General features: G+C 35.2%; 18 protein-coding genes, 3 pseudogenes and 1 riboswitch. Of the genes and pseudogenes, 19 read left to right on the forward strand and 2 right to left on the reverse strand.

Going from position 1 to position 22,955, the window contains the following annotated elements:
- Nucleotides 1-192: 192 nt before the first annotated feature.
- From C9J37_RS07005 to C9J37_RS28885, 8 genes and pseudogenes are all read left to right on the forward strand, one after another.
- The gene (locus C9J37_RS07005; RefSeq protein ID WP_025220417.1) at nt 193-546 is read left to right on the forward strand and encodes an arsenate reductase family protein; all 354 of its coding nucleotides are present in this window, start codon (nt 193-195) and stop codon (nt 544-546) included.
- A gap of 81 nt (nt 547-627) precedes the next feature.
- Nucleotides 628-1,008, forward strand: coding sequence for a glycine cleavage system protein GcvH (gene gcvH / locus C9J37_RS07010; protein ID WP_024362696.1), 381 nt, complete (start codon nt 628-630; stop codon nt 1,006-1,008).
- 200 nt (nt 1,009-1,208) lie between these two features.
- Nucleotides 1,209-1,550 (forward strand): toprim domain-containing protein, encoded by a 342-nt coding sequence (locus tag C9J37_RS07015; RefSeq protein WP_024362697.1) that lies wholly within the window; start codon nt 1,209-1,211, stop codon nt 1,548-1,550.
- 14 nt (nt 1,551-1,564) lie between these two features.
- Complete coding sequence (locus C9J37_RS07020; RefSeq protein WP_107894814.1) at nt 1,565-1,876, forward strand: thioredoxin family protein; 312 nt, start codon at nt 1,565-1,567, stop codon at nt 1,874-1,876.
- Nucleotides 1,877-1,932: 56 nt separating this feature from the next.
- Nucleotides 1,933-2,037, forward strand: a riboswitch (SAM riboswitch).
- Between the two features lie 84 nt (nt 2,038-2,121).
- Nucleotides 2,122-3,150 carry a methionine ABC transporter ATP-binding protein gene (locus C9J37_RS07025; protein WP_107894885.1) on the forward strand — a complete coding sequence of 343 codons (1,029 nt, stop codon included), beginning with the start codon at nt 2,122-2,124 and terminating at the stop codon, nt 3,148-3,150.
- A complete protein-coding gene (locus tag C9J37_RS07030; protein WP_069509329.1) occupies nt 3,140-3,808 on the forward strand; it encodes a methionine ABC transporter permease in 669 nt (222 codons plus the stop codon). The genes C9J37_RS07025 and C9J37_RS07030 overlap by 11 nt, the downstream gene beginning before the upstream one ends.
- Before the next feature lie 67 nt (nt 3,809-3,875).
- Entirely contained in the window at nt 3,876-4,739 is an 864-nt protein-coding gene (locus C9J37_RS07035; protein WP_107894815.1) for a MetQ/NlpA family ABC transporter substrate-binding protein, read from the forward strand.
- Between the two features lie 239 nt (nt 4,740-4,978).
- A pseudogene (locus C9J37_RS28885) lies at nt 4,979-5,113 on the forward strand (tyrosine-type recombinase/integrase); the annotation flags it as partial.
- 55 nt (nt 5,114-5,168) lie between these two features.
- On the opposite strand, the pseudogene istB reads toward C9J37_RS28885, so the two are convergent.
- Nucleotides 5,169-5,864: pseudogene (gene istB, locus C9J37_RS07045) on the reverse strand (IS21-like element helper ATPase IstB).
- A 22-nt stretch (nt 5,865-5,886) separates the two neighbouring features.
- A pseudogene (locus C9J37_RS07050) lies at nt 5,887-6,120 on the reverse strand (IS21 family transposase); the annotation flags it as partial.
- Between the two features lie 139 nt (nt 6,121-6,259).
- Here C9J37_RS07050 and C9J37_RS07055 point away from each other — a divergent pair.
- The 11 genes from C9J37_RS07055 to C9J37_RS07105 all read left to right on the forward strand — a co-directional run bounded on the left by C9J37_RS07055 (nt 6,260) and on the right by C9J37_RS07105 (nt 22,875).
- Nucleotides 6,260-6,454, forward strand: coding sequence for a hypothetical protein (locus C9J37_RS07055; protein WP_107894816.1), 195 nt, complete (start codon nt 6,260-6,262; stop codon nt 6,452-6,454).
- A gap of 625 nt (nt 6,455-7,079) precedes the next feature.
- Complete coding sequence (locus C9J37_RS07060) at nt 7,080-7,838, forward strand: DUF4085 family protein (RefSeq protein WP_107894817.1); 759 nt, start codon at nt 7,080-7,082, stop codon at nt 7,836-7,838.
- A gap of 742 nt (nt 7,839-8,580) precedes the next feature.
- Nucleotides 8,581-9,906, forward strand: a complete 1,326-nt coding sequence (locus C9J37_RS07065) for a nucleotide sugar dehydrogenase (RefSeq protein ID WP_107894818.1) — start codon at nt 8,581-8,583, stop codon at nt 9,904-9,906.
- Nucleotides 9,907-9,922: 16 nt separating this feature from the next.
- On the forward strand, nt 9,923-11,350 hold the full coding sequence (locus C9J37_RS07070; RefSeq protein ID WP_235617052.1) for a polysaccharide deacetylase family protein: 1,428 nt from the start codon (nt 9,923-9,925) through the stop codon (nt 11,348-11,350).
- Between the two features lie 5 nt (nt 11,351-11,355).
- On the forward strand, nt 11,356-13,224 hold the full coding sequence (locus C9J37_RS07075) for a glycosyltransferase family 2 protein (RefSeq protein ID WP_107894819.1): 1,869 nt from the start codon (nt 11,356-11,358) through the stop codon (nt 13,222-13,224).
- Complete coding sequence (locus C9J37_RS07080; protein ID WP_107894820.1) at nt 13,221-14,972, forward strand: polysaccharide deacetylase family protein; 1,752 nt, start codon at nt 13,221-13,223, stop codon at nt 14,970-14,972. The genes C9J37_RS07075 and C9J37_RS07080 overlap by 4 nt, the downstream gene beginning before the upstream one ends.
- Before the next feature lie 22 nt (nt 14,973-14,994).
- Complete coding sequence (locus C9J37_RS07085; RefSeq protein ID WP_235617053.1) at nt 14,995-16,041, forward strand: glycosyl hydrolase family 18 protein; 1,047 nt, start codon at nt 14,995-14,997, stop codon at nt 16,039-16,041.
- Nucleotides 16,042-16,350: 309 nt separating this feature from the next.
- The gene (locus tag C9J37_RS07090; RefSeq protein ID WP_107894821.1) at nt 16,351-17,235 is read left to right on the forward strand and encodes a response regulator; all 885 of its coding nucleotides are present in this window, start codon (nt 16,351-16,353) and stop codon (nt 17,233-17,235) included.
- Nucleotides 17,232-18,278, forward strand: a complete 1,047-nt coding sequence (locus C9J37_RS07095) for a HEAT repeat domain-containing protein (protein WP_107894822.1) — start codon at nt 17,232-17,234, stop codon at nt 18,276-18,278. The genes C9J37_RS07090 and C9J37_RS07095 overlap by 4 nt, the downstream gene beginning before the upstream one ends.
- Nucleotides 18,275-19,696 carry a glycosyltransferase family 2 protein gene (locus C9J37_RS07100; RefSeq protein ID WP_024362709.1) on the forward strand — a complete coding sequence of 474 codons (1,422 nt, stop codon included), beginning with the start codon at nt 18,275-18,277 and terminating at the stop codon, nt 19,694-19,696. The genes C9J37_RS07095 and C9J37_RS07100 overlap by 4 nt, the downstream gene beginning before the upstream one ends.
- Complete coding sequence (locus tag C9J37_RS07105; protein WP_107894823.1) at nt 19,693-22,875, forward strand: hypothetical protein; 3,183 nt, start codon at nt 19,693-19,695, stop codon at nt 22,873-22,875. The genes C9J37_RS07100 and C9J37_RS07105 overlap by 4 nt, the downstream gene beginning before the upstream one ends.
- Nucleotides 22,876-22,955 lie beyond the last annotated feature (80 nt).

The raw sequence follows: 22,955 nt of genomic DNA on the forward strand, positions 1-22,955 counted from the left end.
CTACAGTCTGTTTTGCTGTTGTTGTTTTGGTGCCAGGCACCGAAACAATTCTGAAATCCACTGGTGCCAGGCACTCAAACAATTCTGAATATTTTTGGTGTCAGGCACCGAAACAATTATAATTGTTTCATTTTGGCACATACTAGTTATGATGGTATACTACAGAAAATGATAGTAGAGGAGCCTACAAATATGATTCAATTTATCCATTATCCTAAATGTACAACTTGTAAAAAAGCACAGAAGTGGTTAAACGACAATGGCGTTTCATACGAAGAGGTACACATCGTTGAACAAGCACCTACGAAAGAACAATTAAAGCAATATTGGCAAGCGAGCGGGTTGCCACTGAAGAAGTTTTTTAACACTTCTGGCATGAAATACCGTGAACTTGGATTGAAGGATAAATTGGCGGAAATGCCGGAAGATGAGCAACTTACACTGCTTGCGTCAGATGGTATGCTAATTAAACGACCAATCGTGACAGATGGAAAAAAAGTAACGTTAGGTTTTAAAGAAACAGAATTTGAGCAAGCTTGGAAATAACTGCTTTTATCCTTGTTTTTATGATAGAAGTATGGCACACTGATAGTGAATATATTACATATTTATGGAGGGGTTTTTGGCATGAGCACACCTAAAGACTTACGTTACTCTGAAGAACATGAATGGGTAAAATTAGAAGATGGTAAAGTACGTATCGGTATTTCTCACTTCGCACAATCAGAACTAGGAGATATCGTTTTCGTTGAGCTTCCACAAGTTGGAGACGAAATTAAAACAGATGATCCATTCGGAAGCGTAGAATCAGTAAAAACTGTTTCTGAACTTTACGCACCAATTTCAGGTACTGTAGTTGAAGTAAATGCAGACTTAGAAGATAGCCCAGAATTCGTAAATGAATCACCATATGAAAAAGCATGGATGATCGTTGTAGAGCCTGCTGATGCATCAGAGATTGAAAACCTTATGACAGCTGAGCAATACGAAAAATTGATTGCAGAATAAACAAGCCTGTAATAGAAAAACGTCGGCAAATTTACCGGCGTTTTTTATTATATAGTGCTACAGTTTTTCGGCGCATTCTTAGGAATTGCTAGTGCAATGAATAATTATGGAAACGCCCAAAAATTGAGATGCAATAGTATGAAATTCAATTATTCAAATGTTATGCTGTAGTAGATAACTGTCTAAATGGGGGTGGCGTGATGTTCGAAGGGAAATGTTTAATCGTGGAAGGCCGTTCGGATAAGCTTCAAATTGAACCTATTCTGAGTGAAGATGTTACAATCCTTTGTACAAATGGTACAATTGGTGTGCATCAATTAGAAGAATTACTCGACCCATATGAGGGCTGTGAGCTCTATACATTTTTTGATGCGGATACATCAGGCGATAAACTACGAGCATTAATGGATAGACATTATCCAGAGGCCGAGCATTTACGGACAATGCCAACATATAAAGAAGTAGAAACAACACCGAGGAAAGTGCTAGCGACGATTTTATTGCGTGCTCATTTTTCAATCCATAATGAATATATTTTGTAAGGTTGCGTGAAATCATGGAAGAATGGTCAAAAGAGCAGTGGGAAACGGCTGTACAGTCTCGAGACAAAACTGCCTTTTATTTATATACACCGATGTGCGGAACTTGTGCCGTTGCATCCAAAATGATGAATATCATTGAACAGTTACTGCCAGAGGTAAAAATAGGCAAGGCAAATATCAATTTTTTAGAACAAATAGCTTTTGATTTTCAAATTGAAAGTGTACCTTGTTTACTTGTTAGCGATGGAGGAGAGGTTATTGAAAAGATTTATGCCTTTCAATCCGTACCATTTTTATACGAATTGTTAAAAAAACCAATTGACTGAACTTTGCTAGCGTGGTAAAGTAACAAATATATTAAAAAACTATTAAATATATCGAACTCTTATAAAGAGCGGCGGAGGGACGTGCCCTATGAAGCCCAGCAACCATCACATTTGTGAAAAGGTGCCAAATCACCCAAAGATTTATCTTTGAAAGATGAGAGAACGGTTTAGCGTATAAAAGTACGTGACCCCTTCTACTTGTCTTGAGAGAAGGGGTTTTCTATATGAGAAAAGGAGTATTCGCTATGATACAGCTTCAAAATATTACGAAGAAATACAAAACCGCAAATGGCGAATTGACTGCTGTCAAAGATGTAAATCTTTCGATTAACAAAGGTGAAATTTTTGGCATTATCGGCTACAGTGGTGCTGGTAAAAGTACGATGATTCGTTTATTAAACGGTTTAGAAAAACCTACTACAGGTACAGTGAAGGTCAATAATCAAGAATTTTCATCTATTAAGGGGCAAAAGCTCCGTGATGCTAGACAAAAGGTAAGTATGATTTTCCAACATTTTAACTTACTTTGGTCCCGAACAGTGGCAGAAAACATTGCCTTTCCACTAGAAATAGCAGGCGTTTCTAAGCGTGAGAGAGAAGCACGCGTGAAAGAACTAATTGCACTCGTTGGCTTAGAAGGTCGCGATAAAGCGTATCCATCACAGCTATCAGGTGGTCAAAAGCAACGGGTTGGTATAGCGCGAGCCCTTGCCAATAATCCAGAAGTATTGTTATGTGACGAAGCCACATCTGCACTTGATCCAGAAACTACAGATGCAATTCTCGATTTACTTGTTGATATTAATGAACGATTAGGCTTAACCATTGTGTTAATTACGCATGAAATGCATGTTATTCGCAAAATTTGTCATCGTGTGGCGGTGATGGAAGCTGGAGAAATTGTAGAGCGCGGTGAAGTATTGCAAGTGTTCCAAGCACCTCAAGCGGCAATTACAAAAAAATTCGTCTCTCAAATTACTGATACGAAGGAAACGCAGGAGACTGTTGCACAGCTTAGAGCGAATTATCCTACAGGGCAATTGGTCAAGCTTGTCTTTGTAGGAGAAAAAACAGAGCAGCCCGTAATATCGCATTTAGTGAAGCAGTTTGATGTAGAAATTAGTATTGTTCATGGTAATATCTCACAAACTAAAAACGGCGCATACGGCACACTTGTTGTGCAAATTGATGGCTCAGAGACAAATGTAGCAGCCGCATTAAATTATTTGAATACAGTTGAAGTACAAACGGAGGTGATTGCAAATGCTAACTAGTCTCTTTCCGAATGTCGACTGGGAAAAAATGTGGTCTGCCACATATGAAACACTTTATATGACCACTATCTCAACGGTCATCACGTTCATACTTGGTTTAGCTATTGGTATTATCCTCTTTTTAACGAGCCCGAACCAATTATGGGCAAATAAAATCGTCAACTTTTTAACGGGATCAATCGTCAATATATTCCGTTCGATACCATTTATCGTGTTAATTATTTTACTAATACCGTTTACAAAGTTTTTACTTGGAACAATCCGTGGAGCAGATGCAGCTTTACCAGCACTTATTATCGGTGCAGCACCATTCTATGCACGAATGGTATTAATTGCACTACGAGAAATTGATAAGGGCGTTATAGAAGCAGCGCGTTCAATGGGTGCTAAAACGTCCACAATTATATGGAAAGTACTAATTCCAGAATCATTACCAGCACTTATTTCTGGGATTACGGTAACGGCTGTTGCCCTTGTTGGCTATACGGCGATGGCTGGTATTATTGGTGCTGGCGGTCTAGGAAACTTAGCCTTTTTAGATGGCTTCCAACGTAATCGCCAAGATGTGACATTAATGGCAACTATTTTGATCTTAGTAGTTGTATTTATCATCCAATGGATTGGCGATATGATTACTTCGAAAACAGACAAACGTTAAAAAGGTTATACCGGTTATTTACCGCTAACATATTATTGTTTGAACAAAATAAAGGGAGTGTAGACAAATGAAGAAGTTATTAGCAGGATTATTTTTATCAGTACTTGTACTAGCTTTAGCAGCTTGTGGTGCTGGTAACAAAGATGAAGCAGGTTCAACAACTGGAGATAAGGCAGACGACAATGCAAAAACTGAAGAAAAAGTAACATTAAAAATAGGTGCTTCTAACACACCTCACGCAGTTATTTTAGAAAAAGCAAAACCGATTTTAGCTAAAGAAGGCATTGACTTAGAAATCGGAACATACCAAGATTACGTATTACCTAACAAAGATTTAGAATCTAAAGATATAGATGCAAACTATTTCCAACACATTCCGTACTTTAATACACAAATTAAAGATAACGGCTATGACTTTGTCAATGCTGGTGGTGTACATATCGAGCCAATCGGTATTTACTCTAAAAAATATAAATCTCTTGAAGACCTTCCTAAAGGTGCAACAATCTTATTATCTAATTCTGTTCCAGACCATGGTCGTATGCTGTCATTATTAGAAGCGAAAGGCTTAATTAAATTAAAAGATGGTATCGATAAAACTGCAGCTGAAATTAAAGATATTGTAGATAATCCGAAAGACTTTAAATTTGATGCGAATACTGCACCAGAACTACTTGTTCAAATGTTTGAAAATGAAGAAGGCGACGCAGTCCTTATCAACTCTAACTATGCTATTGATAATGGCCTAAACCCAATCAAAGATGCAATTGCTTTAGAAGACAAAGAATCTCCATATGTTAATATTATTGCGGTACGTGCTGGAGATGAAAATAAACCAGAAATTAAAAAATTATTAGAAGTATTAACTTCTAAAGAAATCCAAGACTTCATTCTGGATGAATGGAAAGGCGCAGTAGTACCAGTTAAATAATATGAGCTTTTAAAAAGAGTATGTAAGTGAAAACTAAATAGACTAAACTAATAAGAGGATATTATGTTCAATATATGAGCATATATCCTCTTTTCTTATGTATATTATATTTCTTAATTAGATGTTAAGAATATCGTGTAATATGTATATAATATACAGGAACATATGTTTTATTATTGGTGGAGAACAAAGCCCACAGCGGGAGGCGTAGTGAGGTCTTTAGACCGAGCGTTAATACAATTCAACTGTTATTTGAAACGGGATTGCGTATTGGAGAAGTTCTCGCTCTTTTCATGGAGGATTTTGTTTTTGACTATGGAAAGGGGCATCGGATTCGGTTAACAGACCGTGGGGAATTAGAAAACGGTGCAATGTTTATAAATGTCAACACAATTTTGTACACTTTCGCTTGCGTAAGCTTGTACAGAATCACTCGTTTTCTTTCGCTAAATGATCCTTCATTCGATACGAGCTACCTACGACTGTTACAACCGTTGCATGATGTAAAACACGGTCTAGTATTGCATTTGCTAGCTTTGGTTCTTGGAAGACTTCATCCCATGATTTGAAATTCACGTTTGTTGTAAAAATCGTACTTCGCTTTTCATAACGCATATCGATGAGCTGAAAAAAGAGCTTCGCGTCTTCTGGTTCAATTGGTAAGTAACCAATCTCGTCAATAATCAATAACTTATACTTCGTATAATGCTTCAATCGGCTTTCTAATCGATTTTCGAGTTTTGCTCTCTTCAGATTCTGAATTAAATCATGGCACTTAATGAAATAAGTACTCGTCCGTTTCTTCGCAGCTGTAATCCCGATTGATGTGGCCAAGTGTGTTTTCCCAACACCACTCGGACCTAAAAAGACAATATTCTCATTTCCTCCAATAAAACGAAGTGTTAAAAAGTCTAAGATTTATTGCTCATTAATGGACGGTTGAAAACTAAAATCAAAATCTTTTATCTCTTTTAAATGCGGAAAAGCACCCACTTTCACCATCGCATGCATCATATTTTGTTCCCGCACATCAATTTCATAGGTCGTTAATTTAATCAATGTATCAACGAAAGACATTTGGTTACGCACACTGAAGTCAATGACTTCATTTACATGAAGAGACATTTGTTTGAGCTTTAGATACTCCAAATTCTGCAAATTTCGTATTCACTTTGCCTGGAAAGTGTTCTGTTCGGGCCTCATCCATGACGGTTTTCATATTGTCAGTCACTAATTCCGCAGGCACACCACCAAGCGCTTCAAATGTTTCTGTTAAGAAGGAAAGTAGAACACTTTGCGACTTCGATATACTCAAATGGAATGTACGTAATCTTGATTGTGCAAGGAGTAGTACGGCTACGTTCACTTCAACTTGTTCACCATCTTTTGTTTCGTATGAAATGCTTAAACAACTCTTTTTTCTTCTTGTACTAACGGAGCAATTTAGTGCAATAAGAAAGAATATTGTAAACTGTAATAAAAGGTGAATTTATGCAAGGTTAAAATAGGAGGGTGAATCAATGGATAAGACAGTTACTTTTTCATTCAGTAGTACAAAATATGAAGGTACAGAGGCGACAGAAACATTTACTTTTAAAGAATTAGGTATTGATGATGATTTGGATGATAAAGCACTAAAAATAGAAATAGATAGAATTTTTCAGGCTTGGGTTTGGGATAAACTTAATATCTCATTTAGTATAGTAATAGAATAAGGGAAACGCACATAGTACAGATGATGTTCGGTAACAATATTTGACGAACGGGGTGCTTTTCTTGAAGATCATTGAGTTGCATAAGCAGGTTTTTTTTCTTATTGAACTAAAGGAGCAGTTTAGTTGAAGAAGGAAAATGATTTATAAGTGGAGAATCTTTTGATACGGTAGAACACGAAACATATGGCAAGGGAAAAATAGTAAATTTTGATTCACAAGATAAATCCAGTTTGTTAGTTGAATTTGAAGAGGAACATGGAGTATTTATTCGAGATATCATTGATGAAGATTATCATTACGAAGATAACAGTAGATTTGAAAAAGAAGTTTTATTAACGTTTATACTTGGGATATAAAAAAACTTAGAACTGATTATAAGAATAGTCAGGGTAAAAAAGTAAATGAGCCTTATATTAATAATTGTCATTCTTAGGGGAAATGGTCAGCCATAAGACTCATTCCAGATGTGAAACTTGTGGCTGGTATAAATGTGAATGTGATTCTTGTGGCTGTAATTACAAAAGGGAATAAGGTAATTGTACGAGTAAGATGGCAGGATATCCTTGTTCCACTAACGTGGCAGGTTAATTAAAAATTATCTACTTAGAGAAACGAGGGTAATAAAATGAAATATTTTACTAAAGAATGGCATGAATTGTGTCAAAAAAATAATTTACATCTGCATTTAGAGGAAGAAAAGCTAGCTGAAACATTCTCAGAAGAATATTTTCAACAGCTTTACCACATTGAATTAAATAGTTGGCTTACTTTACAAGAAGAAGCTAATTTAAGATTAAAATCTCACGAAAACTATGAACCTTTTAATAAAGAAAAGGGAATAGAACAATTTCATGATATTTTCATACATAATCTTATGTTTTTAAAAAAGCAATTACCAGAAACAATAGTAAAACAGATTGCAGATATAAGGGTGTTTACTTTAGATAAGGCAACTCGTAATGTAATAAATGCTGTAACTCAATTTTGCGAGGAAAATGACAGAATTGTAACCACAGTAATTGAAGATTACAAAAGATATATAAAAGAAAACTCAACATTACTGGATATAGAAATTGATGGGGGTTTTAGCTTCCATGATTGCAAAATTATAAAATCAATTAAGAATGATAAATCCTTAAAATTATTCCTTGATAATAAAGGGAGTTATACAGATACAAATATAGATGAGGTCATATTTGAAAATTTTAATATTATCAAACAGGATAATTTGTTAGAAGATTCATGGTGGCTGTATGAGGAAATATATAAAGTGAATGACACATATGAATTTCACGTCTTGCTACAAAATAAAACGGAGGACTTAATTGATTTTATTATATCAGCTGAACAAATTTCCTTTATAAGTAATAAAAATAATCTTTGATAGTAAACTGAGGTGTTTTTGTATTAAGTCGAAGCGAAGATATTAAAAAAATAAAGAGAAGCCTTATTAAGCTAACGGGAGCTTTAGTAAAAGAAGAAAGGGTTTTACATATTAGTCATATCTAATATGTAAAACCCTTTAATTTTTCTATCTTTTTTAAAAATAGGTCTTGATAAAAATATCTTACATACTCTTTTTTATGTAAGGAAAATATCCGTTGTTCAAGGCAATGTCCAATCCATCTTTTACGAGCATATTTGTGTTAACAAACGATAGTAAGAAAGTATTTATTATGTTAAATGTGAATTATTAACATTGTTCAGTGTTACAATGTGACTTTTATTAATACAGTTAAAAAGAGGTGTGTGAAAAAGTGAACAATTAGGAAAAGGCCATTTATTTTAAGCAATCGGAGTGTGACGATATTTTTTCTTTTTTTGAAATAATGCCATCTTTGCATCTAGTTAATTATATTTAGAAAAATAGTGCATGTATTAATTTACCAAAAATGATATAATACTTAAGGATTATATGAAGGTTTTTGGTGAAATCAACTTACTTTAAAATAGTTATATATACATTCATTTAAAAATTGTTTAGAATTTGTTTAGTTAAAATTAGTACTATAGGTATGTTGGGAATGTGTGCTTATTTTGTGGTGACAAGAGAATGAATACTTTTTGCACGAAAAAGGATTTATTTGTATTTAATGTTTAAAATTAGGTAAAGGGGTAATTTGTTTATGGGGATTAAAATTGACTCACCAAAATTAGCTTTATCGAAAAAAATCAAAACGAAAGAGGCGAAAATTGGTGTAATCGGACTTGGTTATGTAGGATTACCACTCGCTATAGAAATGGTCAAAAAAGGGTATCAAGTAATTGGTATTGATAAAAATAACGAAAAAATAGCTAAGCTAACGAATGGAGAAAGTTATATTGCCGATTTATCGGATGCTGTTATCCAAGAGGTCTTAAAAGAAGAGAAGTTGGAAACGACTGCGGATTTTTCAAAGCTTGCAAGTGTAGATGTCATGATTATTTGTGTTCCAACTCCAACATCAGCAGATGGTACACCGAATATTTCTTACATTGAAGATGCGTCCAAATCAATCGCACAATATATTTCTGCCAATACACTAGTGATTCTTGAAAGTACGACATACCCTGGAACGACTGAAGAAATCGTTCAACCAATTTTAGAAAAAAGTAATTATGTGATTGGGCAGGATATCTTTTTAACTTATTCCCCTGAACGTGTTGATCCTGGAAATATTAATTTTACCGTTTCAAATACACCGAAAGTAGTCGGTGGTGTGACAGAAGCATGTTTAGAAATAGCAAAACTATTTTATGAAACAATCATCAATACAAATGTTTTTCCTGTTTCTAACCCAAGGGTTGCAGAGATGGAGAAGTTACTGGAAAATACCTTTCGCCAAATCAATATCGCACTTGTTAATGAGCTGAGCAAAATATGCTACAAAATGAATGTAGATATTTGGGAAGTAATCGAAGCTGCTTCGACAAAACCATATGGATTTATGCCGTTTACACCTGGTCCAGGGGTAGGGGGGCATTGTATCCCTGTTGACCCTAAATATTTATTATGGGCAGGACAGCAACATGGTATTACGGCTTCATTAATTGAGGCGGCAGATAAAATTAATGATTCCATGCCGAGTTTTGTGGTTGAAAGACTGGAAAATTATCTTATTGACCAGAAGAAAGAGCTACGAGCTGGAAAGATTGTTGTTATTGGTGTCACGTATAAGCCAAATATTAATGATTTCCGTGAATCTCCTGCACTTCACGTCATCCAAGAATTATTGGAGAAGCAATATGATGTTATGGTTGTGGACCCATTTATCGAAACTTTTTCAGTCAACCAATACACACTTAATACTGTTGCATTATCAAAACAATTAATCGAAGAAGCAGAAGCTGTATTAATTTTAACGAATCATGCAGAAATTGATTATGGATTGCTCGATCAATATGCTGCACTAATTTTTGATACACGGAATACCCATTTTTTATTTGCCAATAAAAATTATCATAAATTGTAAGGAGAACTGTGTGGAAATGAAAAGACTAAAATTATGTAGTTTACTAGTCGCTTTGTTCATAGCAGGATGTCAATCCGAAACACAAAGTCAAGTTGCACCAGTAGATTCGTCGATTGAAATAAAAGAGCATGATGGAACGATGAGCGATATTTTACGTCATGCCAATATTCTTACCCCAAAAGTGGCTTTGACTTTTAATGGACTTGCAGACAATGAGACAATGCAAAAGCTTTTAAAGGTATTAGATCAAACGAACATCAGGGCAACGTTTTTTATCGAAGGTATGCGTCTTGCACAAGAACCTGAATTGGTTAAGGACATATTGAGCAAAGGCCATGAAGTAGAAAACGGTACATTAACGTTCCCTGATATGGCAGATATAGATTATGAAGAAACTTATAAAGAAATATATTTAACAAATCAAATTTTTGAAGAGCAATTAGGCTATACACCGAAGTATGTGAGAAGTCGTTCAGGGGACGCAACAGACAATATGCGTTATGCTACAAATGCTCTTAATATGAAAGCTGTTGTAGAGGCATCTGTTAATCCGAAAGATCGTAATATGCAAAGTGCAGAGGAAATAATGACGTATATTCGAACGTATGTAGATAGTGGTTCAGTCATCCATTTAAATACGTATATTAATCCGGCCGTCATTGATGTTGTCCCGTTACTTGCACAGTTTGGCAAAGAAAAAGGCTTTACATTTTCTACGTTAACGGACGTATTTGAAAACGAATATTTGGTTAAATCATTAGAGGAAATTAAAGGCTACGATGCGATAAAAATAAATCCAGCATACGAAAATGTCCAGCCGCATGTCTATTATCGGAAAAATACAACAAAAAAAGAAATTGCTTTATCCTTTGATGACTGGGCAAGTGAGGAACGAACGAAGGAAATTTTAGATGTTTTGGATAAGTACAATATTCAATGTACATTTTTCTTAATCGGGAAGGGTGTTGAAAAAAACCCTCAATTAGCACGATTAATTGTAGATCGAGGACACGAAGTAGCGAGTCATTCTTATAATCATGTCGATGTAACAACGATGACACCAGAGGAGTTACAAGAAGACGTATTGAAGGCACACCAAGCACTCACGTATGCCCTACAGGAATCACCGTTATTATATTTTAGACCAAATCAAGGTGTTATCAATGAGGAGTCTGCTAAAATTATTGCCGCTACTGGCGTTCAAACAATTGCCATGTACGATATTGCATCATTTGATTGGAACTTAGATTATACGGCACAAGATATTTATGATCGGGTTATGACTAGGGCAGCTCCAGGAAAGGTAGTGGTGATGCATATTTTAGACGGTACAAAAACAGTCGAAGCACTGCCATTAATTATTGAACAACTTCAAAAGCAAGGCTATAGTTTTGCAAAAATGTCGACTTGGATTGAAGAAGATTCAAATAAGAAAGTGAATTGATAATCATGAAAACGAAAAAAGAGATTTTAACAATGCCGCGCTCTGATCGACGTATCTTATCCAATATTCCTGATCCTGAAAATGTGCGGAGCCTCGTTAATCGTCGAGGGGCTTCGTACCAAACAGAAGGGGATATTGACCCTACAAATGTAAATGAAATTTATCGTTTACAGTTATTAAGTTTGCGTTATGAAACTGCATTTGAAGTGAACATTAAAAGAGCTAGACAAAAAAATCCTTATCAATATTATGCTGAAGATATTTCGGTGACAGGTATCCTTGTTTATACGGATAGTGCAAATAGATTATTAGCTGATGAAATTGTTACGATGCAGTTCACAATACCTGATGGAGCGATGCCTGAGGGTTATGAATCAAAAGTAAAGTTAAAAGCTAAAGTAGTCCGTCAATTTACAAAAGATGTAGATGGAAAAACGAGATACTACTATGCGTTTGAATTTTTAAATCCTTTAAATGAGTATTTAACGAAAAAACGTTGGGGACTTTCAATTTTTGTAGCGAGTTTATTTTTATTTATTGTTTCACTTATCGTTGTATTAATGCGTGCTGAAAGTGTCATCTATTTTAAGTTTAATAAGTTCTTATATTTATATAGTATAATCGCAGCAACATTTCTTCTAAGTAGATATTTGTTTGGTATTTTCTATAAGAATGTGCCAATCAATCCTCAATATGAACCCGGTGTTTCTATTATTATTCCAGTATTTAATGAAGAACAATGGATTCATAGAACCATTTTAAGCTGTATCAATCAATATTACCCTGTGGATAAATTAGAAGTTATTGTCGTAGATGATTACTCTACAGATAGAACAGAGGAAGCCGCCAATAACATGATTGAGCTGATTCATAGGGAAGGTGGGCGTTTTAGAACAGAGGGACGTTTGAAATTTCATAAGCTACCACAAAATGGGGGGAAGCGTGAAGCGTTAATAGCGGGAGTGCATTTGGCCAAACATGATTTAGTCGTTTTCGTCGATTCAGATAGCTTCTTAGAGCCTCACGCCATTCGAAATTTAGTACAACCTTTCCAAGATCCTAAAATGGGCGGTGTAGCAGGGAGAACAGAAGTAGAAAACAAGTTTACGAATGCTCTAACAAAACTACAAACGGTTCGATATTATATAGCCTTTCGTATAATGAAAGCGGCAGAGTCTTGGTTTGACACCGTAACATGCTTATCGGGGCCACTTGCATGCTATCGTAAAGAGCTTATATTAAAAAATGAAACAGCGTGGTTAAATCAAAAGTTTTTAGGGCAACCGGCAACATTTGGTGATGATCGTAGTATGACAAACTATATTTTAAAGACGCATCGCACAGGCTATCAAGACAATGCAGTATGTTCTACGATTGTACCTTCAGATACAAAAGTCTTTTTGTCGCAACAAATGCGCTGGAAACGATCATGGTTACGAGAGTCGTTAAGAGCCTTTTTATTTATGTGGAAAAAAGAACCTTTTATGTTTTTGTTCTTTATCATTGGTTTAATTGTTCCAATCGCAGCACCAATTGTCGTAGTTTACAATTTAATCTATGTGCCTATTATGCATGGGATATTTCCAACAACATTTTTAATGGGTCTATTGTTAATGGCAATGCTGATGAGCTTGGCCCACCTATTCTTTAGACGAAGTAAGTTATGGACGTTTGGCTTTATATTTGTCCTTTTCTACGAATTTATTTTACTTTGGCAAATGCCTGTGGCGTGGGTGACATTTTGGAAATCAACTTGGGGTACAAGAGAAACACCTCAAGATGTATTGGCAAGGGAAAAGAAATTGGAAAAACAAAAGATTCGGAAATCCCGATTTTCAATGCTGAAAATAAGAAAAATGGGTGAGAAGGAATGAGTGAAAAAAATGTTGTATTAGATCCAGCTAAAAAAAATCGCAGAAAATTACTTCGTTCTATTGCTCAATTCGTTATCGTTGTATTTTTAGCGGTGATTTTAATACGTGTCGTGTTCTTAACAGAAAAAAAAGAAGAGGAAACAGTTCCTCTAATTAATAAAGATGGTTTTATTGCATTATCCTACTTTGGCGTAAGTAGAAATGATTCTCCAAAATACGTGTCCAGAAAGAACTTGGAAAAACAGTTGGAGTTACTTGAAGGGCAAGGTTACAAAACGATTACCCAGCAAGATATATTAGATTTTTATGAAAAGAACAAACCTCTACCAGAGAAAGCATTGTTTTTATCATTTGAAGATGGACGCACAGACTCAAGTATTTTCGCTCAAAACATTATGGAAGAGTTGAATTATAAAGCAACCATGTTTACGTATGCCAATAAGATGGATACGAGAGACAATAAATTTTTAAAACCTAAAGATTTATTACTTATGCAAAAAAGTGGGTTTTGGGAATTAGGTTCCAATGGATACCGTCTGACGTATATTAATATTTATAATGATCAAGGACAGTCATTAGGCATGATCGACGAGAATGATGTGCCAAATAAAACGACAATCGAATATTATAATCACTATTTAATGGACTTTATTCGCAATCAGTTTATGATTCCGAGTGAAACGCGGAAAGAAATGGAGACGCGAATTAAAAAGGATTATAAATTAATGCACGATATTTATGAAGAAAAGTTAGAGGAAGTGCCAAAGGCGTATGCCATTATGCATGCCAATGCACTTTACAATAATATGGACCCTTTAGTAGAGAGTATCAACGATACCGAAATTAAAAATACATTTCGTATGCATTTCAATTTAGAGCTAGGTGCCTATAATAACAAAGACGCAGATCTCTATAACTTAAGCCGATTACAAGTATCGCCATATTGGTCAACAAACCATGTGATGATGAAAATCCGCCAAGCGAGTAAACAAAATGTAGCATTTGAAGTAGGGGATGCTCAACAAGCAAAAAAATGGTCCATTATTAATGGAGCCGCAGAATTTAAAAATAATGAAATCATTATAACGTCTGCACCATCCAGTGAAGGGCGCATTATTTTAAAGGATGCCTTGCCTAATCAATATAATGTCAATTTTGCTTTTAAAGGAAATGTAGTAGGGCAGCAATCTCTATATTTGAACTATGATGAAAAAAGCAATAGCTATATTCGTATTGCATTAATAGACAATGAGATCGTTGTGTCAGAAAAATTACCTGGAGCAAGTGTTGTTGAAAAGGAACGCTTGCAGTTAAATGATATTAAGTGGGATGAAGAACAATACGCATTTAATAAAGCAACTGTCTATAACTATCAAGATACACAAAAAGGTTCTAGAATTGATGAAGATGAATATCCACGAAATTTAACACAAAAAAGAGTATTTAATATCGCTGTGAATAAAGATAAAATAGAGATAAATGTCGACGATGTATTATCGAAGACAATAAAGGTAAATCCAGTTATTAATGGGAAACAATTGGGAATCGGAGCAATGTATAGTAAAAAAGATACGACACACGAACAGTATGCAGATGATATTTATGATACATTGATCGATGATCTATTAATAACAGATGGAAACAAGACGACACTCTTTTCAAATCAATATACGAATTTTGATAAAGTAAAGTATAAAACAACGACATTGTTTAATAACGTTGTAGACTTCTTTATTGAAACCTTCTAAACCGAGGGGAAGTTAGATTCACGTGAGAAAATTTATTTTGTTTATCTGTATGGCACTACTAATTATCACAGCATGTAGTAATAGCAAAGAAGTTCCGGTTGAAGCAAAGGAAGAGCTAAAGAATAAAAATAAGTTGCAATTATCTATTTGGTTGCCTGAATGGCAAAAAAAATCAGCAATAGAAGACGTGAAAAATTCACAGCAGGGTTTACAGGATATCCGTGTATTTGGCGCTTATTTCAACAGTAAAGATCAATTATTATTAACAGATAATGCGGTAGAGATGTTGCAACAAACACAGCAACAATTTCATGCCACACATTCTGTGATGCTTACGTTAATCAATGACTATGTTACAGATAACGCCCCATCAGTTCAGAAGGATAGTAAGTTATTACATCGCCTGCTCCAAGATACTTCAACGAGACAAAAGCATATCGATAATATATTGCAAATTGTTGAGCAATATCAGGTCAAGGGAATAGAAATTGATTATGAAAAGGTAGCGAAAGAGGATCTTCCGAAATATATACTTTTTTTAGAAGAGCTTTATCAACAGTTATCCAAAAAAAATATCACACTACATGTTGTATTAGAACCGCGTTTTCCATTCGATATGAAATTGCCTGATGGCCCAAAGTATACTGTTATGGCGTACAATGTCCATGGTTATCATAGTGGACCTGGAGCGAAAGCAACATTCTCATTTTTAGATGACTTACTAAAAAAAATACAAAAGTCTAATCAAGACTTAGCCATTGCTTTTGCAACGGGTGGATTTAAATGGGCTGCACAAGGGAAAGCGGTTGCTTTAACGGAAATTGAGGCAGAGCAACTACTCGCCAAAACGAAAGTAAAGAAACAACGAGATCAAGCAAGCGGGGCTGCCTATTTCACTTATTCTGATGACAATAATGTACGTCATGAGGTATGGTATGCGGATCAAGAGACACTTGAAAAATGGATTAGCTATGTCCAACAAAAAAGCTATCATGAGGTAGTATTATGGCGCGCTGGCGGTTTAAGTTCAGATACATTAAAGTGGATTGACAAGCAATCTATCAAATGAAGGATAGATAAGTCAATTAAACGTATTTTTTACTGTAGTTTGAAATAGCTAAAAGCTATATAATGATTAAATATGACAAGCCCCACCATTTAACTTTTCGTGGGCGAGCATCGAGCATCTTCAATATGGCATGTGCCATATTGAGGGGGCTTGTCTGACTCGCTTTCCTATAAAAGTTTATTTGGTGGGGTTTACCTTGTTTATCAAACATAATGTACGGTTAGTACAAGGTTTATTTTTGTTCCTATCGGGCACTAAACAAGTAAGGCTTCGAATTATTTCGAGGAGAGCTACAAGGAGGTAGGAATAATGAATGAAGTAATTTTCGCAAAAGATATAATGCTAGAACAAGATGTTAAAAAATATTTTGAAATTATGCTTGAAAGTGCTATTCGTTCACATATGACGATTACCACAATTTTTTTAAAGTGTGTACACAGTACCTCTTCAGAAGTAAATCATAGCAATGTAAATACTCAAATTACTGATTTTTTAACGGAAAATATTCGGAAGACGGATTTACTCTTCCAATTGGCAGATGGAGAGCATTGGGGCATTATTTTTTTACAAAGTAGCGATGTTGAAGCGAATGCATTTTTAAAAAGAATCTTCCATTTACTAAAGAAAGATTCAACGCTAGAAAGTCGCGTTGCCTTAAAAGCTTCTATAACAGAAATACGTAATAATCAGATCAACTTTGAAATACTAGTAGAAAAAAATAAAGCATTACTGGCTGATAACAATCAACAGCAATGGTGGATTGAACAGATAGAGGATTATCGTTTACAATCCATTGAACTTGTAAAAGTGAGTATTATTGAACAAAATGCTATTTTTAGAAAAGTGCTAGAAACGACTTTAAATTCCATGGATATCGCTAATTTTACTTTTGATGTCACAGCATATGAAGATGGTTATAGTTTTTTACAATCTAATACTTATCAATCCGGGCATTTGCATTTAATTATTATGAATGATATTTTACCGCGCAATAATGGCTTAGAAATTTTACACAGCTTACGAACAATGCCGAACGAAAAGAGATTCCTCATTTACATGATGTCTGAACGTAACTCAGAGATCGCCGCACTAAATGCATATGAAGGTGGCGTGGATGAATTTATAGTTAAACCGTTTAATTTACGTTTATTAGAAGCAAAAATTAAACGCACTTTTGCGAGGTATTGGCTATGATAGACTTATCGCTTGATTTTCTTTTATCCGTAATAGCTATACTGTTCATCGTTCTGTGTGGCTTCATGATGTATATATTTTATCAACGTCAAAGTGAAGTGCGTTTTAAAAAATCGAGAGATATCTATTTAAAAGACTACTCACAGCTTTGGTATGAATATCTTTTTAATAATGAAATTTTTTCAGTGGTGCTTATACCACGTGGCAAGCCGCAAGTTCAGGCAATCGAAATGATTTTTTCATCCTATTTAAAGAACATTACGAATGATGATATGAGATGGAAAATGAAGAATTTTTCCAATCAGTATTTAAAGACATTTTATGAAAATGATTTAATGAATAAACGTTGGAGCATTCGCATGAACGCTTTATATCGTATCGCCGATTTGCAGCTCGATGAATTGCTGGATGCTTGTAAAAAATTAGAGACAACGAAATACTCGAAGGAAGAGTTTTTTCAATTGCTTAAAATATATTCTTTATTTCAGCCGGAATTATTTATTCAAAAAATAAAGGTCCCCAATGCAAATTACTCTGAAAGTGAATATAGAAGATTATTCGTTTTATTAGAGGAAGATACATTTATGAGATTTTTTGATGAGTTTACGAGCTGGTCAATGAGCATCCAATTTGCTGTAATCGATACGGCTGCGGCCAAAAAAAATATGAAATACATTGAGAAATTAGAGCAATTATTAACGAATGAAAATGATGAAATTAAAATACGCGCGCTAAAGGGCCTGTTTGAAATTGGTGTAATTGAAAATATCAATCCGTATATTCCTTTCGTAACGTCACATTTATGGGAAGTACGCTTAATGGTAGGGAAGATTTTTAAATATGTCCCCTTGTCCTATTCTTATCCCTATTTAGAACAGCTTCTTCAAGATGAAAATTGGTGGGTTCGCTCTCAAGCTGCGAAGACGATTGCTGAAGATCGTGACGGATTAGAGAAATTAAAAGAGTTTATTTCATATTCTACTGATCATTATGCAGTAGAGATGGCACAAGAAACAATAATGAGAAAGCAGGGAACGAGATGAAAATTTTACATTACTCCATGTTGTTTTTTGGCGGCGTAATTGTATTTTATATGCTGTTTGTTATTGTTTCGTATTGCACCATGTTAATTATCGCAATGCTTGATTTGCGTAAGCGATACCGTTTAGACCCTTCGGAGTATGATGATGCGCATATAGATGCCTTTTATTCCAAGCCTGTGTCCTTACTAGTTCCTGCCTATAACGAAGAGGTAGGGGTAGTAGATACCGTCTATTCATTGCTTAATTTACGTTATCCGCAAACAGAAATTATTATTATTAATGATGGTTCCACTGATAATACTCTACAAACGGTCATTAAGCACTTTCAGATGAAACCTGTAAATAAAATTATAAAAACAAATATTCATACGAAGCAAGTTATCCAAATTTATGAATCAGAAATTTATATGAATTGTATATTAGTAGATAAAGTGAATGGCGGCAAGGCTGATGCATTGAATGTCGGTATCAACGTATCACAATATCCGTATTTTTGTTCCATTGATGGGGATTCCATTTTAGATGAAAAAGCATTGCTTCGTGTAATGAAGCCGATTGTTTTATCTGATGGAGAAGTGATTGCAGCTGGGGGCAATATACGTATCGCCAACGGAGCGAAAATGCAACTTGGCTCGATTTATGATATGCGATTACCTAGTAATTATTTAGTTATCATGCAAATAATTGAATATTTGCGAGCCTTTTTAATGGGGCGAATTGCATTAAGTAAATTTAATCTTGTGTTGATTATTTCAGGTGCATTTAGTGTCTTTTCAAAAAAATGGGCTGTTGAAGCAGGCGGCTATTCGACCAATATTATTGGTGAAGACATGGAGCTCGTTGTCAATATTCATCGACTTATTAAAGAGAAAAAAGAAAATAAACGAATTGAATTTGTGCCAGACCCTGTCTGTTGGACAGAAGCGCCGCATACATTAAGTGTTTTGCGAAATCAGCGAAGACGTTGGCACCAAGGGATGTTTGAAAGCCTTTGGAAACATAAGAAAATGACGTTAAATCCACGATACGGCTTGATTGGTATGGTGTCGTTTCCGTATTTTTGGCTTGTGGAATGTTTAGGACCTGTTGTAGAACTAGGTGGCTATATCTATATTATTATCGCGTTTTTCTTAGGGCAAATTTATTATGAAATGGCGATTTTGTTATTATTGCTTTTTGTTATTTATGGTGTTATTTTTTCCGTTGCTTCCGTATTATTTGAGGCTTGGAGCATGAATACGTATCCAAGAAAGAGAGACTTGTTACGTATGATTACTTTAGCGTTTACTGAAATTTTTTGGTATCGCCCACTTACACTACTATGGCGTTGTGAAGGATTAATTCGATTTGTACGTAGAAAGAGTGAATGGGGAAATATGAAGCGTGTCGGGATTGCTGAAAAGGAGAAAAGTGTATGAAGCGAATATATATAGGAATTATCATTACATTAATGCTCATTATTACTCCGATTATTATTTGGTACTTGGATGATAATACCCCGCTAAACGTAGCGATTTTAGATAAAACAGTTCCAAATGAAACATATCGCGAACATCTCGGCGTGAATTGGTTTTTAAATCATTACAAGTATACGATGGACAATCAGCCTTATGATTTAGTGGACAGTTATTTCGGTACGCAACCAGATGACAAATTAAAAAGTGTAACGGAAAAAAAATTCCCAACAGACTATAGTAACTATGATGTGATTTATTTAGCAGATACGTATGGTGTGTATAAAGATGATTTAGGACAAAAAAAAAGGCTAGGACAACGCTCAGAAAAAATTGTCGGTGGTTTAGAGATGGAAGAATGGCAGTCAATTGTATCTCGACTAGCTAGTAATAAAAAAAGTATGTTAATAGCCGAGTACAATACATTCGCTTCGCCAACGACGGAAGCAGTCCGAAAAGAGCTTCAAGATTATTTGGGAATATCATGGTCAGGATGGATTGGGCGTTATTTTGATGAGCTCGATTATCATAAAAATTTAGAAATACCACAATGGATAGTAGATGAATACGGAGAAGATTGGTCCTATAAAGGTGGAGGATTTATCGTCTTTAATGAAATTACAGAAAAGCTCGTAGTATTAGAGTTGGACAAACATATTAAGACGGCAGGGATTGAGCTACAATTTACGGAATCGGGTAAGCAATTTTTTAATACCTCTAGCAGTGCAAAATATGAGTATTGGTTTGATATTATTACGCCGAAATATGCTGAAGATGCATTAGCCAACTACAAGTGGGATTTAACTAAAGAAGGGTCCAAGATTTTAGATGACAATCATATTCCACAACAATTTGCAGCGATTGTCTCACAGGATAAACGTTATACAACTAGCTATTATTTTGCAGGAGATTTCAATGATATGGGGCGTTTACCTACGCTATCTAAAGTCAAAGGTTTACCTACTCTTTATAAATATGCTGAGAAGTTTGCTGACAGCTCTTTTTATTGGTCTATTTACATACCAGTTATGCACAAAGTATTTAAGACATTTGAGAAAAAACAAGTGCAAGAAACAAATCATGCAAACAAATTAAACTATAATGCACGTGTTCAAGGTGAAACGTTTGAAGTGTTACAAGATGGAAAATGGGAGCCGATAACATTCAAAGGTGTCAATATTGGTATGGGGAAACCAGGTGCATTTCCTGGGGAAGCAGCAATCACTGAAGAAGAGTATTATCGTTGGTTTAATCAAATTGCAGCTATGAATGCGAATACGATACGGGTATATACGTTACACCCGCCAGGCTTCTATCGAGCGCTGGCAAAGTACAACGAAGAAAATCCTAATCGCCCATTATACGTTTTACATGGTGTTTGGATTAATGAAGAAGGCTTATCACAATCACTTGATGCTTATGATGCAACTACGTTAAAGGATTTTCAACATGAAATGAAGCGCATGGTTGATGTTATTCACGGTAATATTTATGTGAAGCCTGTTACGGGACATGCATCTGGCTTATACGATGTAGATGTTTCAAAATATGTAATTGGTTGGGTGCTTGGGATTGAGTGGTATCCACATATGGTCGTCGGAACAAATGAAAAGCATGCTAATTTAGGGCAATATAATGGAACATATTTCGAAACAAAAAATGCGACACCTTTTGAGCATTGGCTTGCTGAGCAGATGGACATGATTACAGTTTATGAGAAAGAGAAATACAATTGGATGCGACCGATGAGTTTTACCAACTGGGTAACAACAGATTTACTAGATCATCCATCTGAACCATCAGAAGAAGAAGATTTAGTAGGCGTTAACCCGAATGTCATCTTTACAAAAGGGGAAATGCAAACACCAGGACAATTTGCTTCGTATCATGTCTATCCTTATTACCCAGATTTCTTTAATTTCGATAAAGATTATTTAAATTATGTAGATTTTCGTGGTCAAAAAAATAGTTATGCAGGCTATTTAAATGAATTGCATAAGGCCCATACAATGCCGGTACTTATCGCGGAATTCGGCATTCCAGCATCGCGTGGAATGACACATGAAAATGTCTACGGTTGGAATCAGGGGCACATGTCTGAAAAGAAACAAGGTGAAACATTGCAGCATTTGTATGAAGATATCATGCATGAAGGCTTGCTTGGTGGGCTTGTATTTACATGGCAGGATGAGTGGTTTAAACGGACGTGGAATACAATGGATTACGACGACCCGAATCGTCGACCGTTTTGGTCCAATGCTCAAACTAATGAACAGCAATTCGGTCTAATGAGCTTTGATCGAAATAAAGTGAAAGTAGATGGAAAGCTAAATGATTGGGAAGAAGGTACACAATTATATAAAACTTCGCCTTCTAGCTCGACTGATTTTGCTGTGGATTACGATGAAAAGTATGTGTACATGAAGTTGAAAAGTGATGAGATAAAAACGGCATCACCACGTATTTTACTAGACGTAGTACCAGAGCAAGGCAATACATCTGCAACAACTATTAAAAATATGACATTTTCAAATGGTGTTGACTTTATTGTTGAGTTAAATAAAAATAGCGATTCGCGAGTTGTCATTGATGAATACTACGATTTCTATGATTATTTCTATGGACATCGTTTAAGCATGATTTCACCACGCATGAAAGCAGCGGTTAAAAATAGTGGCAAGTTTGCGCCGATTTATTATGTTTTAAATAAACAACTGTACTTACCAGAACAAAAAAAGACGACAGACTTTAGCTTTTATGAAACAGGTAAATTGCTACAAGGAAATGCAAATCCTGAAGCGTCTCACTATAATTCACTCGTTGACTACACATGGACAGATGATAATGTGATTGAGCTACGAATACCTTGGCTTCTGCTACAATCCAAAGATCCAAGTCAGCGAGAGTTTATGGGAGATTTATATGCAAATGGTGAAACAGCGTCAGTTAAAGTGGATAATATTTTTGTTGGTGTAGTATTTGTCGATGAAGAAGGAAAAGTAGTCCAATCTTTACCGAAGTCTGCGAATAATGTATTGCCAGCATTGGATTCATATAGTTGGGATACTTGGCAACAACCGAAGTACAATGAACGCTTAAAACAATCTTATTATATTTTACAAAAAGTATTTAAAGACGATTAACGTATACACTTGAAGCATTGGATAAACAGAAAAAGGGGCTGGGACATAACTAAAAAAAATTAAGAAACAGACGAAAGGTG

The sequence above is a fragment of the Lysinibacillus mangiferihumi genome (genome assembly GCF_003049665.1).
Taxonomy (GTDB): domain Bacteria; phylum Bacillota; class Bacilli; order Bacillales_A; family Planococcaceae; genus Lysinibacillus; species Lysinibacillus mangiferihumi.